This window comes from Olsenella uli, from assembly GCF_901212655.1.
GTDB lineage: Bacteria > Actinomycetota > Coriobacteriia > Coriobacteriales > Atopobiaceae > Parolsenella > Parolsenella uli_A.
In genome coordinates, this window is the sequence record NZ_CAAKON010000012.1 from 1 (window position 1) to 14,628 (window position 14,628).

A 14,628-nucleotide genomic window follows, 5' to 3' on the forward strand; every position below is an offset into this window, starting at 1 on the left:
CCGCACCTCTCGGTGCGGGCCGGGCCCCAATGCAATTTGCGCTTGCGGACGCTCCCTCGCGGGCAGGCTCTCGCCGGGCGGGGGAGGCGTGGGCGCCTGTTACTTCTTGGCCTTGCCCTGGTTGGCCACGGCCTCAATCTTGGCGGCGATGGTCTCCGGGTCACCGATGTACTGCTTGTCGAGCACGTTGAAGTCGCGGTCGAGCGTGTAGACGCAGGGAACACCGGTGGGGATGTTCACCTTGAGGATCTCCTCGGGGGTGAGCTTCTCAAGCTTCATCACGAGGGAGCGCAGGGAGTTGCCATGGGCGGCGATCAGGACGCGCTTGCCGGCGAGCATCTGCGGACGGATGACGTCCTCGAAGTACGGCCAGGCGCGGGCGATGCAGTCCTTGAGGCACTCGGTGTAGGGGAGCTCGTCGGCCGGGATCTCGCGGTACATCTCCTGGACGTGCGGGTCGCGCTCGTCGCCGGGCTCGAGGGCGGGCGGCTGGACGTCGAAGGAGCGACGCCAGATGAGGACCTGCTCGTCGCCGTGCTTGGCGGCGGCGTCGGCCTTGTTGAGGCCCTGCAGGGCGCCGTAGTGACGCTCGTTGAGCTTCCAGGACTTCACGACGGGCAGCCACTCGCGGTCCATCTCGTGGAGGATGAAGTTGAGCGTGTGGATGGCGCGCTTCAGCTGGGAGGTGTAGCAGATGTCGAAGTCGAAGCCGGCCTCCTTCAGAGCCTTGCCGCCGGCCTTGGCCTCGTTCTCGCCCGTCTCGGTGAGCTCCACGTCGGTCCAACCGGTGAACAGGTTGAGCTTGTTCCACTCACTCTCGCCGTGGCGAACAATGACGAGCTTCATGGTATCGTCGCTCATGCATGGCCTCCTTGTGTGCCTGCGGGCGCCCCTTGCGCCCGACATCCGCGAAACGTATAGTTTGCTCTGGTCAACTTGGGGTAAGAAACCCCATGTAACCTCGATAATGCTAGCAGAAAGGAGGCGTGCCATGAGCATCTCTGACATTGTGATTTTGGCCGTCGTCCTCACGATTGCGCTTCTGTGCGTCCGCTCCATCATCCGGGCCAACAAGGCGGGGGAGTGCGGCGGCTGCGCCCTCGAGGGTGGCTGCTCGGCGCACGACACCGGCCACTGCGAGATTTCCGAGGCCATGGTGGCGCGTGCCGACGCCGCCGTTGCCAAGTTCGAGGCCGAGAGGGCCAAGAAGGCGTAGGGCGCCCGGTGCACTGCCGGCTGCCCGCGCGCGGACGTCAAGATGCCCAGTTGCGCCCGCCATGCGCTTCGAGCTGATTCCCATGCGTGAGAGACTCCAAGCCAACGGGTCGGGACCTTTCGTCCCGACCCGTTTTCTGTGCTGGCGGCGCTATTGCCCGCGGCCCTGATGCCGGTGGCGCTGTGCCAGCAACGGCGCAGGCCGTCGGCGGCCGATCATTGACGGCCTCATGAGTCAAAGGAGACGGCAGGCTGACTCACGCGACGGGCCGCCTCGCCGGCCGCGGCGGGCGAGGCGGCAAAAGGGTGAAGCGGTGCCGTAGAAACAGCCCCGTAACAACTTTGTGGGAGACTGGGGTATCCAGTCAGGCCAATTGTGCCGGCAGATAACACCTTACGACCGTCTGCGAGGTAGCTCGATGACCAACGAGCAGAACATCGACTTCGTACTGCGCTCCGTCGAGGAGCGCGACATCCGCTTCGTGCGCCTGTGGTTCACGGACGTGCTCGGCAACCTGAAGTCCTTCGCCATCTCGCCCGAGGACCTCGAAGAGGCCTTTGAGGAGGGCATCGGCTTCGACGGCTCGGCGGTCGATGGCTTTGCCACCCTCGAGGAGTCCGACATGCTCGCCTTCCCGGACGCAAGCACCTACCAGGTGCTTCCGTGGCGTCCGAGCGAGGCCGGCGTGGCCCGCATCTTCTGCGACATCAAGACGCCGTACCGCGAGTCGTTCGTGGGAGACCCGCGCGCCTGCCTGCGCCGCGTGTTCCACGAGGCCGACAAGGCTGGCTACGTGCTTAACGTGAGCCCGGAGATGGAGTTCTTCTACTTCAAGGACGACACCACCGTGTCCTCCGGCTCCGCCATCCCCGAGCCGCTCGACAACGCCGGCTATTTCGACCTCACCCCGCAGGACTCCGCGCGCGACCTGCGTCGCGACATGACGCTCGCGCTCGAGCAGATGTCCATTCCGGTGGAGTACTCCTATCATGCGATGGCACCCTCCCAAAACGGCGTGTCGCTCCGTTATGCCGAGGCCGTGACCTGCGCGGACAACATCATGACCTCGCGCCTCGTTATCAAGCAGACGGCGGTTGCCCACGGCATGTTCGCCTCGTTCATGCCCAAGCCCCTCTCCGGCGTGGCTGGGTCTGCGCTCTTCCTCTGCCAGTCGCTGTTCGACCACGACGGCAACAACCTGTTCTGGGCTCAGGGCGAGGGTTCGGTGCACCACCTCTCCGAGGTGGCCCAGCGCTACATAGCCGGCCTGCTCAAGTACGCCCCCGAGTTCACGCTCGTCACCAACCCCACGGTGAACTCCTACAAGCGCCTCGTGCCCAACGGCGAGGTTCCGTGCTTTGCCACCTGGGGCTCCAAGAACCGCTCGGCCTTCGTGCGCGTTCCCACCTACAAGCCCGGCAAGCAGCTGAGCCGTCGCATCGAGCTGCGCAGCCCGGACCCCACGTGCAACCCCTACCTCACCATGGCCGTGACGCTCGCCGCGGGCATGCGTGGCATCCAGGAGGGGCTGGAGCTTCCCGCGGAGTCCAGCCTGCCGGTGGAGCGCCTTGCCGAGACGGGCGCGGCCCGTCTCCCGCGCGACCTCGGCCAGGCCGTGGAGGCCTTCGAGGGCAGTGAACTCATGCGCGAGGTTCTCGGCGACCACATCTTCGAGTACCTGCTGCGCGAGAAGCGCGCGGAGTGGGCCGGGTACTCCCAGACGGTCACGGACTGGGAGCTCCGTCACTACTACGGCGGTTTTTAGGTGAGGGGCCCGCTTCGTGCGGGCCCTATTCATACTTTTGAGTAGTTGGCATAGAATATGCAGGAATTCAGCATCCGATAAGGGCGGATGCACAAAGGGAAGGAAGTCTCATCATGAAGAAGACCATGAGCCGCCGCGAGTTCGTCGGCGCCTTCGGTGCGGTTGCGGGCATGCTGGCGCTGGCCGGCTGCGGCAGCAGCCAGGGTGGCAACAAGGCCGCCAGCAGCGCCGCCGCCTCCACCGAGGCCGCCGGCAGCTATACGCTCGTTACCGACGGCAAGCTCACCATCGGCATGTCGCCCGACTTCCCGCCGTTCGAGAACATGGAGAACGGCGAGTACGTGGGCCTCGACGTCGAGCTCGCGAAGGACATCGCCGAGAAGCTGGGCCTCGAGGTTGAGTACAAGAACCTCCAGTTCGACGCCATCATCCCGGCCGTTGCCGCCGGCGGCCAGGTTGACCTCGGTATGTCCGGCATCACGGTTGACCCCGACCGTCAGAAGCAGGTCGACTTCTCCGACACCTACTACGTCGACGACCAGTGCATCGTCACGATGAAGTCCAACGCCGACGTCACGGCCGACGACCAGAGCGCCCTCAACGCCTCCGGCATCGTCATCGCCGTCCAGTCCGGCACCACGGGAGAGACCTACGCCCAGGAGAACTTCCCCAACGCCACCACCCAGCCCTACGGCAACGCCACGGACTGCTTTGCCGCCATGCAGGCCGGCCAGGCCAACGCCGTCATCACCAACAAGGCCGTTGGCAACCAGATGGTTGCCAGCGCCTACACCGACGCCCAGGTCATCAAGGAGATTGCCACGGGCGAGGAGTACGCCGCCGCCGTCTCCAAGGACAACACCGCTCTGCTCGACGCCGTCAATGACGCAATCAAGCAGCTCCAGGACGACGGTACGCTCGACAACCTCTACGCCAAGTACCTCGGCTAAGGCAAGCCTTTGGGCCTGCGGCCCCTTTCCCGGGAGCGGGAGAGGGGCCGTATGCGTTATTTGTCGCGACGGTTAAGCCCGGTTAAAATGCCGGCATATGAGGGCGCTTTCGGCGCTTTGGTCGGGTTTAATCGTCATGACATTCATGTGGGTGGCCCGGGGCAACTCCAAGGTAGACCGCGGCGGCCTGCGGGCCATCCGGAGACCCAGGACACCCGCCCATGGCAACACCGCGCGCCCCGAGGCGCGCCCAAGCACCCGTCGAACGGACCTTTCATGAAGCTTCATCCCACCAAGCCCCTGCGCATGCTTGTGGTGGCGCTCGCGGCCACCTGCGCGCTTGCTGTGTCCGCGCCGCAGCCGGCCCTCGCGCTCACCACCGCCAAGCTCACAGCCCGTCCCAACAGCGACTCTGGCTCCGACATCCTGGGCGCAACCGAGACGCGCATCACCTGGGAGGGCCAGGCAGACGACGCCGAGCGGCTGGGCGCCCTCACGCTCACCCTACCCGACGGCACGAGCTACACCACCGACAACGCCAAGGTGACCGTGCTCTCCGGGGCCGACCACATGACACGCGAGAAGGCCAACTTCGACGTGTCGAGCGATGGCCAGGCCGTGACATTTTCCTTTGCGCAGCCGCTTGCCCAGGGCGCCTACGTGCGCGTTGAGCTCTATGGGGTCGAGTTCCCGGCTGCCGGTGGAGACGAGCAGGTCAAGGTCTCCTACACCGCCGAGGGCGGCGCCGGCTCCGAGCTCACCGACGTGCCCACCGTCCCGGTGAAGGGCGTGACGCCAACCGAGCAGCTCGCCACCTACCTCGAGAACCAGGACTGGGTCAAGCAGTGGAACTCCAATACGTTCCTGCGCCTGTTCCTCAACCCGCCCATCCTCGTCTCCAGCGTGCCGAGCGTATTCCAGGGCTTCCTTATGGCGCTCGCCATCGTGCTCGTGGCGTTCCCGCTGGCAATCCCGTTTGGCTTCGTGCTCGCGCTCATGCGCATCTCAAAGAGCCGCCTGCTGCGCGCCATCTCCGGCTTCTACGTGAACATCGTGCGTGGCACGCCGGCGTTCCTGCAGATCTACATCGCGTTCTTTGGCCTGCCGCTCGCGGGCGTTCAGATTCCGAGCTACCCGCTTGGCGTCATCGTGCTCGCCATGAACTCCGCCGCCTACCTGTGCGAGATCTTCCGTGCCGGCATCCAGTCCATCTCCAAGGGCCAGAACGAGGCTGCCCGCTCGCTGGGCATGACCGCCGGCCAGACGATGCTCTACATCATCATTCCGCAGACGTTCCGGAACGTCTTGCCCACCATGACGAGCGAGTTCATCCTGCTGTACAAGGACACGTCGCTTCTGGCCGCCGTGGGCGTCATGGAGGTTGTCATGTACTCCAAGACCATCGTGGCCAGCACGGGCTCCATCACGCCCTACATTGTGGCAGCCCTGTTCTACCTCGTGGTGACGCTGCCGCTCGCGCGCCTCGTGAGCAAGCTCGAGGGCAAGCTGCTGGGCACCGGCGCCGGCTCGCGCAAGCGCAAGAAGCCCGCGAAGAGCGCAGGCGAGATGCCCGTCATCGACGGCGACCACCTTGCTTAGGGAGGAAACGATGGCAGATACCAACAAGACGCAGGAGGTCGAGGACGTGCGCGACGCCGCCGAGGCTCCCGTGACGGCCAAGTCCGACCGCGAGGTCGTCGTTCAGATCAAGGACCTCCACAAGACCTACGACGACGAGACGGTGGTGCTGCGCGGCATCGACCTCGATATTCACAAGGGCGAGGTCGTGGTGGTGCTGGGCCCTTCCGGCTCCGGCAAGTCCACGATGCTGCGCTGCGTGAACCTGCTCGAGACCCCCACGAGCGGCCAGATCATCTTCGAGGGCACCGACATCTGCGCCAAGGGCGTGGACATCAACGCCGTGCGCACCAAGCTTGGCATGGTGTTCCAGCAGTTCAACCTCTTCCCGCACCTCAGCGTGAAGAAGAACGTCATGATCGCCCAACAGAAGGTCCTCAAGCGCTCCGCCGAGGAGGCAGAGAAAATCGCGCTCGCCGAGCTCGACAAGGTGGGCATGAGCGAGCGCGTGGACTACATGCCCAGCCAGCTCTCCGGCGGCCAGCAGCAGCGCGTTGCCATCGCGCGAGCGCTGGCGATGAACCCGCACGTGATGCTGTTTGACGAGGCTACGAGCGCCCTCGACCCCGAGCTCGTGCGCGACGTCCTCGGCGTTATGCGCGACCTGGCGCGCGAGGGCATGACCATGATCGTGGTTACCCACGAGATGGGCTTCGCCCGCGACGTGGCCGACCGCGTGGTCTTCATGGACGGCGGCGTCATCGTGGAGCAGGGCACGCCCGAGGAGGTCTTCGACCACCCCAAGAGCGAGCGCACCCAGGCGTTCCTCGGCAACATCAAGGATGCGTAGGGACGCGAGGAAGCGCCTTCGAGGAGGCGCCTTCAGCCATTTGCCGAGGGATATATGGCCGTTCGCCGAGATGAGGTTGTCTGTTCGTGGTATTCTCACTTAACAGCTTTTTCAGCGTCGAAGCTGAATGACTGGTCTCAGTGTTACGTGGCTGGCCCATTGAGGACAGGGGTGCGGCATGCATCACAAGAAAGTACTGCTCATATCGCGCACAACGCGCCTTCACGATCGCATGCGCGACCTGTCCCATGCGCTCGACATTTCCGTGCTTCTGGCCACGCCGGACACCTTCGACCAGGCCATTGCCAGCGGAAATGACTTCGATTTGGTGACGCTCGACCTCGCGGGGGTCACGGAGGACCTGATTTCGCGCGCGGATACCTATGCGGTCGATAACGGCTGCATTCCTCAGTTGCTCGTGGTGGACGAGGAACGTCTCTCCGCGTTCCACATGCCCATACAGGGTCACAACGACTTCGTCCTCTCCAGCGCCGGTCAGGCCGAGTTTGAGGTCCGCATGACCCAGCTGCTTTGGCCGGGCGAGGAGAACGCGCCGAGCGACATCGTTGCCATCGACAACATGACGATTAACCTCGCCACGTACCAGGTCTACATTGACGACAAGCCCGTGGACCTGACGCTCATGGAGTACTCGCTGCTGAGCTTCCTGGCCACGCACCCCTCGCGCGCCTACTCTCGCGAGACGCTGCTCCATCGCGTCTGGGGCTTTGAGTACTGCGGCGGCACGCGTACGGTGGACGTGCACATCAGGCGCGTGCGTTCCAAGGTGGGGCCGCAGGTGGCCTCGCACATCGCCACCGTCCGTGGTGTGGGGTACCTCTTCAAGCTGTAGCGCGGGGCTTGGATTGCGCATGCGAGGGCCTGGCCGCATGGAAGTGGGGCCGCACGTGCACTGAGGAGGGTGCGGGTGCGCGGAAGCTGCGGGCCGCGGGGCAGCGGCTTTGCGGACGGATGGTTCCGCAGGACGGAGACTACGCGAGCCCCAAGCAAGACCGGCGTATGTCATGTGGGCGGTCTGCCGGTTGGCAGGCCGCCTTTTCAGGTCTATTTAGCGAGCTATTCAGGGTAATTCAGGTACATTTTCAGAATCCTGCAAGCGTTGTCACTGACCGGTGGTCATGCGCCAATCTTGCGGATTGGCGTCGCGGTGCGGGGTACAACAAGACTCGACAACGAGGCGGCCCTTGGCCGCGGGGCAAAGGTGGGCGCTCGAGGGGGCGCCTGACCGGAGGAGAGAGCATGACCGATTACAACGACCAGAGGCCACCGTTCCCGGGGGCTCAGCCCGCGCAGCCTGAGGGTGCGGCCCAGGCGTCCTCGAACTCTGCTCAGCAGGGCTTTTCACAGCAGGCGACGGGGCGGCAGGTGGGGTATGGTGCCCAGCAGGTTGGGACCCAGCAAGTGCATGACCCTGCTCAGGACGCCGCCACGCAGCAGGGCTATGCCGCCACCCAGGGCGGCGCGGCCCAGTCGTACGGCCCCGCCTATGGCTACAGCCCCACGGCTCAGATGCCGAGTGCGGGCGCTGCGCAGGGCACGGGTGCCGCGCAGGGCGCGGCTCAGTCCGCCGCCGGTACGGGTGCCTCCACCTCTGCAGGTCAGGCCTCGCCCGACGCCACGGCCACGGCGCCGCATGTTGCCCCCGCGCAGCCTGGCGCTCCTGCCCCCAAGCCCCAGAAGCCCAAGCACACCCACCATGGCGCAAAGGTTTTTCTGGCGGGTCTTGCCGGCGGCGTGATTGGCGCTGGCGCCCTTGCCGGCGTGCTTGTGGCCGCAGGCGTCGTGGGACACCCCACAACCGTCACCACCCAGGGCTCGAGCCAGTCCATCACCATCAACCCCTCAGACGTGAGCGCCACGCTCGCCAACGCCGTGGCCGCCAAGTCCCTGCCGTCCGTGGTTTCCATTACCGTCACCACGAGCGATGGAGCGGGCGTGGGCTCGGGCGTGATCCTGGACGCGAGCGGCAACATCCTCACCAACTACCACGTGGTCGATGGCGCGCAGTCCATCTCCGTGTCTGCCGGCGGCAACAGCTATGACGCCACGGTGGTGGGCTCCGACGAATCCAGCGACCTTGCCGTCATCAAGATTGACCCGGGTTCGGACACTCTCACGCCAATCGAGGTGGGAGATTCCAGTGCGCTAGAGGTGGGCGACTGGGTAATGAGCATCGGCAGCCCGTTTGGCCTCGAGCAGTCCGTCTCCACGGGCATCGTGAGCTCGCTGTATCGCTCCACGATGCTGCAGGGCACCACAGGCAACACCATCTACACCAACCTCATCCAGACCGACGCGGCCATCAACCCCGGTAACTCAGGCGGTGCGCTCGTGGACTCCGAGGGCAAGCTCGTGGGCATCAACTCGATCATCGAGAGCGCCAGCGGCTCGAGCTCGGGCGTGGGCTTCGCCATTCCCGGCAACTACGCCGTTGAGGTTGCACAGAAGATCATTAACGGCGAGACCGTGACGCACGCCTATCTGGGCGGCTCCTTCCAGACCGTGACGGCGCAGAACGCCCGCCGCAACAACCTCTCCGTGAACCAGGGCGCCTACGTGGCCGAGGTCACGAGTGGCAGCCCCGCCGAGCAGGCCGGCATCCAGCAGGGCGACATCATCACGGCCATCGATGGCGACGAAATCACCAGCTCCGACGGCGTGGTGCTGGCGGTACGCTCGCACAACGTGGGTGACACCGTGAGCGTGACGCTCATGCGTGGCACGCGGGAGATGACCGTCCAGGTGACGCTCAGCTCAGACGAGGCGCTGCAGGCTCGGCGGCAGAACGACTCCTCGTCACAGGGTTCGCTGCTCGACCAGTACCTGAACCAGTACGGGTACGGCAACGGCTCCAACGGCGGCTCGAACGGGAGCGACTCGTATGGCTACGGCAACGGCTATGGTCGTGGCGGCTCCTACGGCACCGACTCCGGCTCCGCCGGCACCGACGGCTCCGGCTCCATGCAGGGCTAGCGCGCAGCCCGGCTCGGCTGATGCCGGCGAAGTACATCTACAGATGCCCCCTTCCTGGGCCCGTCGCGGCGACTCGCGACGGGCCCATTTTGTTGCCCGGCGGTTTGCGGCCCGCCCGAGTTCTTGTACCTTGCCACCGCGGCGAACGAGGCGAGGCGTGCTCGAGAAGGTGAAATGGTGGCAGAGAACGCGGGGTTGGGCCGTGCGATAATGGCCGGCGGACAATTTGTATGGTGCGGACGGCGGCGCTGGCCTTGAGCGCGCCTGTATCCGAGGTGAACTTTGCTGGTTCCCCCGGGGCCGGGCTCGCACATGGCTTGCGGGCGCAGTGAGGGAGAGCGCATGGCAGACGAGACGATGTCACTGTTTGGGGACACAGGTCAGGACGCTTCTGGTGAGGGCCCGGCTCGCCCGGCAGACACGCATGCGAAGGACCCCGCCACTCGTGCGGCCGAGCTGCGCCATCTGCTGGACTACCACGCCTACCGTTACTACGCGCTCGACGCGCCCGAGATCACGGACGCCCAGTTCGACCGCCTGCTTCGTGAGCTTCAGGCCATCGAGGAGCTCCACCCCGAGCTTGTGACGCCCGATTCCTACACCCGGCGTGTGGGCGGCTTCGTGTCGCGCCAGTTCGAGCCGGTGAAGCACGCGGCGCGCATGTACTCCATCGACGATGCCATGGACCTCGGCGAGCTCGACGAGTGGCTGGCCCGCACGGACGAGGCGCTTGGCGCAAGCGACGCCAACCCCGTCGCCTATACCTGCGAACTCAAGATCGACGGCCTCGGCGTGGCGCTCACGTACCGCGACGGCGCCTTCGTGCGTGCGGCAACCCGCGGCGACGGCACCACGGGCGAGGACGTGAGCGCCAACGTGCGCACTATCCGCGACGTTCCCATGCACCTCAAGCCCGCCGGTCTCAAGCGCGTGGACGGCGGCGGCTTTGGCCAGACGCTCGAGATTCGCGGTGAGGTCTACATGCCCAAGCACAGCTTCGAGCGTCTCAACGAGGAGGCCGACGCAAACGGCCGCGAGCCCTTCGCCAACCCGCGCAACGCCGCGGCGGGGAGCCTCCGCCAGAAGGACCCCAAGGTCACGGCGGCGCGCGACCTCGAGACGTTCATCTACGCGGTTGCCGACGAGGGCCCACTGCACGTCAACACCCAGCACGGCTTCCTCGAGTGGCTGCGCGACTGCGGCTTTCACGTGAACCCCAACGTCAAGCGCTGCGAGACGGCCGCCGAGGTGCACAAGTTCTGCGCTGACGCGCTCGAGCATCGCGACTCGCTCGACTACGACATCGACGGCGTTGTGGTGAAGGCTGACAGCTTCGCGAGCCAGGAGGCGCTCGGCTTCACGGCACGCGCCCCGCGCTGGGCCATCGCGTTCAAGTTCCCACCCGAGGAGAAGCGCACGGTGCTTCGCGAGATTCGCATCCAGGTGGGGCGCACGGGCGTGCTCACGCCGGTCGCCGAGTTTGACCCGGTTGTGGTTGCCGGCTCCACCATCGCGCGCGCCACGCTCCACAACCTGGACGAGGTGCGCCGCAAGAACGTCCGCGTGGGCGACACGATCGTCGTTCACAAGGCAGGCGACGTCATTCCCGAGGTGGTTGGCCCCGTGCTGGAGCTGCGTCCTGCGGACGCCGGGCCGTTCGAGATGCCGGCAACGTGCCCGAGCTGCGGCAGTCCCGTGGTGCGCGAGGAGGGCGAGGTGGCCTTCCGCTGCGTCTCTATCGACTGCCCGGCCCAGGCCCACGAGCGGCTCTGCCACTGGGTGAGCCGCAAGGCCATGGACATCGACGGTCTGGGCGACGAGCTTATCGGCAAGCTCGTGGCCGCCGGCCTCGTGAGCGACGTCGCGGACTTCTACGACCGCCTCACCGAGACCGCGCTCGCGGCGTGCCCCACCGGGCGCGTGAGCGTCTCGGGCGACGACATCCTCGTGGGCAAGACCATCGCCGCCAAGGTCATGGCGCAGATCGAGGAGTCCAAGGCCCGCGGCCTGGCGCGGGTCCTGTTCGGCCTGGGCATACGGCATGTGGGCGAGCAGGTGGCCCATCAGATTGCCGCCGAGTTTGGCTCGCTGGACAAGCTCCAGGCGGCCGATGAGGAGCGCATCGCCGCGGTTGACGGCATCGGCCCCAAAATCGCCCACAGCGTGCGCGAGTTCTTCTCCGTGCCCGAGAACCTCGCCGTGCTCGAGCGCCTGCGCGAGGCGCGCGTGAGCATGGAGGAGCAGCAGCCGGCCGACGCCAAGCCGCAGTCCCTCGCGGGGCTCACCTTCGTGCTGACGGGCACCCTCGAGCGCCACAAGCGCGACGACGCCAAAGTGGCGCTTCAGGCCTTTGGCGCAAAGGTCTCGGGCTCGGTGTCGAAGAAGACGAGCTACGTGATCGCGGGTGCCAACGCCGGCTCCAAGCTCGCCAAGGCCGAGAGCCTGGGCGTTCCCGTGCTGGACGAGGACGCGCTCGAGCAGATTCTCGCCACGGGCGGGGTGTCCCATGAGTCCTAGGCGCAAGGCCCTCTGCGTGGGGCTGCTCGTGCTGCTGGGCTTTTCGCTGGGATGCTCGGAGTTCGTGGTCATCGGAATCGAGCCCGAGCTCGCGGCGGCGTTTGGCGTGAGCCTCGCGCGGGTGGGGGAGCTCATCAGCGTCTTTGCCCTTACGTATGCGGTGGCCACGCCGCTGCTTGCGCTCTCGACGGGGCGGTTCCGGCGCTTTCAGCTGCTTGTGGCCTATAGCGTGCTCTTCTGCCTGGGCAACCTCGTGGCGGCGGTGGCCACGGGCTTCTCCGCACTGTTCGTCTCGCGCGTGCTCATCGGCGGGGTCTCCGGCGCGCTGCTGGCCGTGGGCGTCACCTACCTGCCCGAGCTCGTGGGCCCAAAGCGGGTGTCCATCGCCATCTCGGTGGTGTATGCGGCGTTCTCGGTGGCGATGGTCATCTCCACCTCGCTCGCCAAGATCGTCGCCGACACGCTCGACTGGCACGTGGCGATGGCGGCCACGCTCGCGATGGCGGTGGTGACCTGCGCGCTGCTCGTGGCCCTGCTGCCACGCCAGGGCGCCACGGACGAGCCGGCGACCGTTCGCGAGCAGGCAGCGCTGCTCACCGAGCCTGCCGTGCTCTGTGGCATGGCGATTTTCGTGTTTGGCGTGGGGTCTGTCTATGTGTTCTACGGCTATATCACGCCGTACCTGGAGCAGGTGCTGGGCATGGACACGGCGGCCGCCAGCGCCACACTCATGGTCTATGGCCTCATGACGCTCGTCTCGAACCTCGCAGCGGGGTGGCTGGATGCGCGCTTTGGCATGCGCACCCTGCTCGTGGCGTTCCCGGTGCAGGCGGCCCTGCTGGTGCTGCTCTCGCTCGTGGGCTCCGCGATGCCCGCGGCGCTCGTGGTGGTCATGGCCATCGGCCTCTCGATGTACCTGCTGTCGGTGCCGGTCATCGGGCTGTTCATGAAGATTGCGGCGGTGCGCCACCCCAAGGCGCTTACGCTCGCGAGCTCGCTCGAGCCGATGGCCTTCAACGTGGGCATCGCGTTTGGCGCGGCCGTGGGCGGCGCGGTGGTCATGGGGCCCGGCATGGGCGCCACGGGCTACGTAGGCGCCGTGTTCTCGTTGGCGGCCTGCGGCCTGGCGGCGCTCACGATGCGCCTGGGGAGACGGGGGTAGCTTCGTTTCGGCTGGTGGGCCGTGAGGTCTCTCGAAGTCCAAGAAAGAGGCTCCGACCGAATCCTAATCCTCGGTCGGGGCCTCTTTGTCTCTCTCGGGTTCTGTCTCTGTTCGTTTGGCTCGGTCTCGTGGGGCTTGCGCTAGCCCAACACGTCCTCCGCGCTCAGCCAGCTGGGGAGCTCGGCGCTCACCGTGCGCGCGGCAGCGTAGGCGCGTGGCAGGGTGAGGGCGCTTGCGGCCTGGTAGGCGCCGCTGGGCATGAGCTCGAGGGCGAGGGCGCAGTCCGTGCGGGCGTCGTCTACGAGGGCGAGGGGCAGAAGCAGCAGCATGCGGTTGCGCGCGGCGTCGTAGGCGGGCGCGACGTGGCGGTAGCTCTGGCGGGCGCGGCGGAGCGACAGGTCAATGGCGTCGTCCAGCGCGCGGCAGGCGCGGCGGTGCCTGCCGGGCTCGGCGGAGATGGTGCGCGAGAGGGCCGTGAGGGCCTGCGTGTGCGCGGCGGGCGTGGTGGCGTCGTCGAGCGCGGAGAGCAGGGCCTCCTCGCCCTCGAGCTGGGCGGCCACGAAGCCACGCGGCAGGTTTTTGAGGGCGCGTCCGAGCAGGGCGCGGTAGTCCGGGATCACGAGGGCGTCCGGGCGGGGACGCACGTCGTCGAGAGCCTCGAGGTATGCGGGCTGCTGGGGCAGTTCGGGCAGGGTGGCGGCAAGGCGTGCGCCCAGCTCGCCGCTGCCGCCCTCGGCCAGGCCCGCAAAGCGCCAGGGGATGTCTGTGCCGGTGGGCTCCAGCACGGCAAAGAGGCGCTCGCACATGGGGGAGAGCAGCCCGGTGTCAAAGGCGGCGAGCGAGCCGTCGGCAGAGACGGCGAGTGCGTCGGTTGTCCTCACGCGGGCAAGCGTGGCGGCCAGGTACTCGCGCAGGATGCCGTAGCGGCTCGCCTTGCCAACGCCTTCGCCCGGGTAGTTCCAGCGCTCGGGTGCCGCGGCGGTGGCCACCGTGCCGAGGAAGGTCTCCCAGGAGCCGATGGCCACGAACTGGGCGAGCTCGCGCATCGGGTCCTTGGGCTCCTCGCCTGCCTGGCGCGGGAAGAGGTCCTCCCAATAGCCCGAGGCCTCCTGCGGCAGGCCCTCGAGCCCGGCGGCCTCGTGGGCAGAGCCGGTGCCGTCGTCGCCATCGACGAGGGCGAGCTGCCAACGGCGGGAGTTGCCGGGGCGTGTGTTGCGGCGGATGGTGACGCTGATGGGGGCGGAGCCGTCCTCCTGCAGGTAGCGCAGGGGAAACGTGACACGGCTGCGCGAGCCGGACGTGGCGCCGGTGGCGCGGGCGCAGCGCCAGTCCTCGTCAAGCACGCTCATGAGGTCTGCGTCGAAGGGCAGGATGCGCGTGAGCAGGCCGAGGAGGGCGGGCTTGATGGACACCTCGTCCGCAAACGAGGTGGGGAAGTCGTCGTGCTCGCGGCGCGCGGGGCGCGGGTCGGGCTGGGGCGCTGGGGCAAAGGCTGCCGCGGGAATAGGGCTGGCCGCGGGCTGAGTTGCCGGCTGCGCCTCGGGGGCGGGCTGGGCGGCCGATTGCGGCTCGGGCTCGGGCGCCGGGGCCGCCGGG

11 protein-coding genes are annotated in these 14,628 nt (G+C 67.0%); 9 read left to right on the plus strand and 2 right to left on the minus strand.

What is annotated here, in order from left to right:
- Nucleotides 1-99 precede the first annotated feature (99 nt).
- Nucleotides 100-861: a 2,3-diphosphoglycerate-dependent phosphoglycerate mutase gene (gpmA, locus tag EFAMC2_RS02285; protein ID WP_154026605.1), complete on the minus strand. Its 762-nt coding sequence runs from the start codon at nt 859-861 to the stop codon at nt 100-102.
- A gap of 130 nt (nt 862-991) precedes the next feature.
- Between gpmA and EFAMC2_RS02290 the strand changes: the two genes are divergently transcribed.
- The 9 genes from EFAMC2_RS02290 to EFAMC2_RS02330 all read left to right on the plus strand — a co-directional run bounded on the left by EFAMC2_RS02290 (nt 992) and on the right by EFAMC2_RS02330 (nt 13,032).
- Nucleotides 992-1,216: a FeoB-associated Cys-rich membrane protein gene (locus EFAMC2_RS02290; protein ID WP_187325101.1), complete on the plus strand. Its 225-nt coding sequence runs from the start codon at nt 992-994 to the stop codon at nt 1,214-1,216.
- Nucleotides 1,217-1,634: 418 nt separating this feature from the next.
- Nucleotides 1,635-2,981, plus strand: coding sequence for a glutamine synthetase family protein (locus EFAMC2_RS02295; RefSeq protein ID WP_154026609.1), 1,347 nt, complete (start codon nt 1,635-1,637; stop codon nt 2,979-2,981).
- A 113-nt stretch (nt 2,982-3,094) separates the two neighbouring features.
- Nucleotides 3,095-3,931: an ABC transporter substrate-binding protein gene (locus EFAMC2_RS02300; RefSeq protein WP_154026611.1), complete on the plus strand. Its 837-nt coding sequence runs from the start codon at nt 3,095-3,097 to the stop codon at nt 3,929-3,931.
- Nucleotides 3,932-4,207: 276 nt separating this feature from the next.
- The gene (locus EFAMC2_RS02305; protein WP_154026613.1) at nt 4,208-5,530 is read left to right on the plus strand and encodes an amino acid ABC transporter permease; all 1,323 of its coding nucleotides are present in this window, start codon (nt 4,208-4,210) and stop codon (nt 5,528-5,530) included.
- Between the two features lie 10 nt (nt 5,531-5,540).
- Nucleotides 5,541-6,359 carry an amino acid ABC transporter ATP-binding protein gene (locus EFAMC2_RS02310; protein WP_154026615.1) on the plus strand — a complete coding sequence of 273 codons (819 nt, stop codon included), beginning with the start codon at nt 5,541-5,543 and terminating at the stop codon, nt 6,357-6,359.
- A gap of 178 nt (nt 6,360-6,537) precedes the next feature.
- Entirely contained in the window at nt 6,538-7,212 is a 675-nt protein-coding gene (locus EFAMC2_RS02315) for a winged-helix domain-containing protein (protein WP_154026617.1), read from the plus strand.
- A gap of 407 nt (nt 7,213-7,619) precedes the next feature.
- Nucleotides 7,620-9,353 (plus strand): S1C family serine protease, encoded by a 1,734-nt coding sequence (locus EFAMC2_RS02320; RefSeq protein ID WP_261979989.1) that lies wholly within the window; start codon nt 7,620-7,622, stop codon nt 9,351-9,353.
- A gap of 342 nt (nt 9,354-9,695) precedes the next feature.
- Nucleotides 9,696-11,870 (plus strand): NAD-dependent DNA ligase LigA, encoded by a 2,175-nt coding sequence (gene ligA / locus EFAMC2_RS02325; RefSeq protein WP_154026619.1) that lies wholly within the window; start codon nt 9,696-9,698, stop codon nt 11,868-11,870.
- The gene (locus tag EFAMC2_RS02330; RefSeq protein ID WP_154026621.1) at nt 11,860-13,032 is read left to right on the plus strand and encodes an MFS transporter; all 1,173 of its coding nucleotides are present in this window, start codon (nt 11,860-11,862) and stop codon (nt 13,030-13,032) included. Before ligA ends, EFAMC2_RS02330 begins: the two co-directional genes overlap by 11 nt.
- Nucleotides 13,033-13,172: 140 nt before the next feature.
- On the opposite strand, the gene EFAMC2_RS02335 is transcribed toward EFAMC2_RS02330, so the two are convergent.
- The coding region (locus EFAMC2_RS02335; protein WP_154026622.1) for a DUF3825 domain-containing protein at nt 13,173-14,628 on the minus strand (1,456 nt) is incomplete at its 5' end.

Excerpts from the sequence above, each read along its gene's own strand:
- gpmA (WP_154026605.1), bottom strand. The coding sequence starts at position 861 with ATGAGCGACGATACCATGAAGCTCGTCATTGTTCGCCACGGCGAGAGT.
- EFAMC2_RS02290 (WP_187325101.1), top strand. The coding sequence starts at position 992 with ATGAGCATCTCTGACATTGTGATTTTGGCCGTCGTCCTCACGATTGCG.
- EFAMC2_RS02295 (WP_154026609.1), top strand. The coding sequence starts at position 1,635 with ATGACCAACGAGCAGAACATCGACTTCGTACTGCGCTCCGTCGAGGAG.
- EFAMC2_RS02300 (WP_154026611.1), top strand. The coding sequence starts at position 3,095 with ATGAAGAAGACCATGAGCCGCCGCGAGTTCGTCGGCGCCTTCGGTGCG.
- EFAMC2_RS02305 (WP_154026613.1), top strand. The coding sequence starts at position 4,208 with ATGAAGCTTCATCCCACCAAGCCCCTGCGCATGCTTGTGGTGGCGCTC.
- EFAMC2_RS02310 (WP_154026615.1), top strand. The coding sequence starts at position 5,541 with ATGGCAGATACCAACAAGACGCAGGAGGTCGAGGACGTGCGCGACGCC.
- EFAMC2_RS02315 (WP_154026617.1), top strand. The coding sequence starts at position 6,538 with ATGCATCACAAGAAAGTACTGCTCATATCGCGCACAACGCGCCTTCAC.
- EFAMC2_RS02320 (WP_261979989.1), top strand. The coding sequence starts at position 7,620 with ATGACCGATTACAACGACCAGAGGCCACCGTTCCCGGGGGCTCAGCCC.
- ligA (WP_154026619.1), top strand. The coding sequence starts at position 9,696 with ATGGCAGACGAGACGATGTCACTGTTTGGGGACACAGGTCAGGACGCT.
- EFAMC2_RS02330 (WP_154026621.1), top strand. The coding sequence starts at position 11,860 with ATGAGTCCTAGGCGCAAGGCCCTCTGCGTGGGGCTGCTCGTGCTGCTG.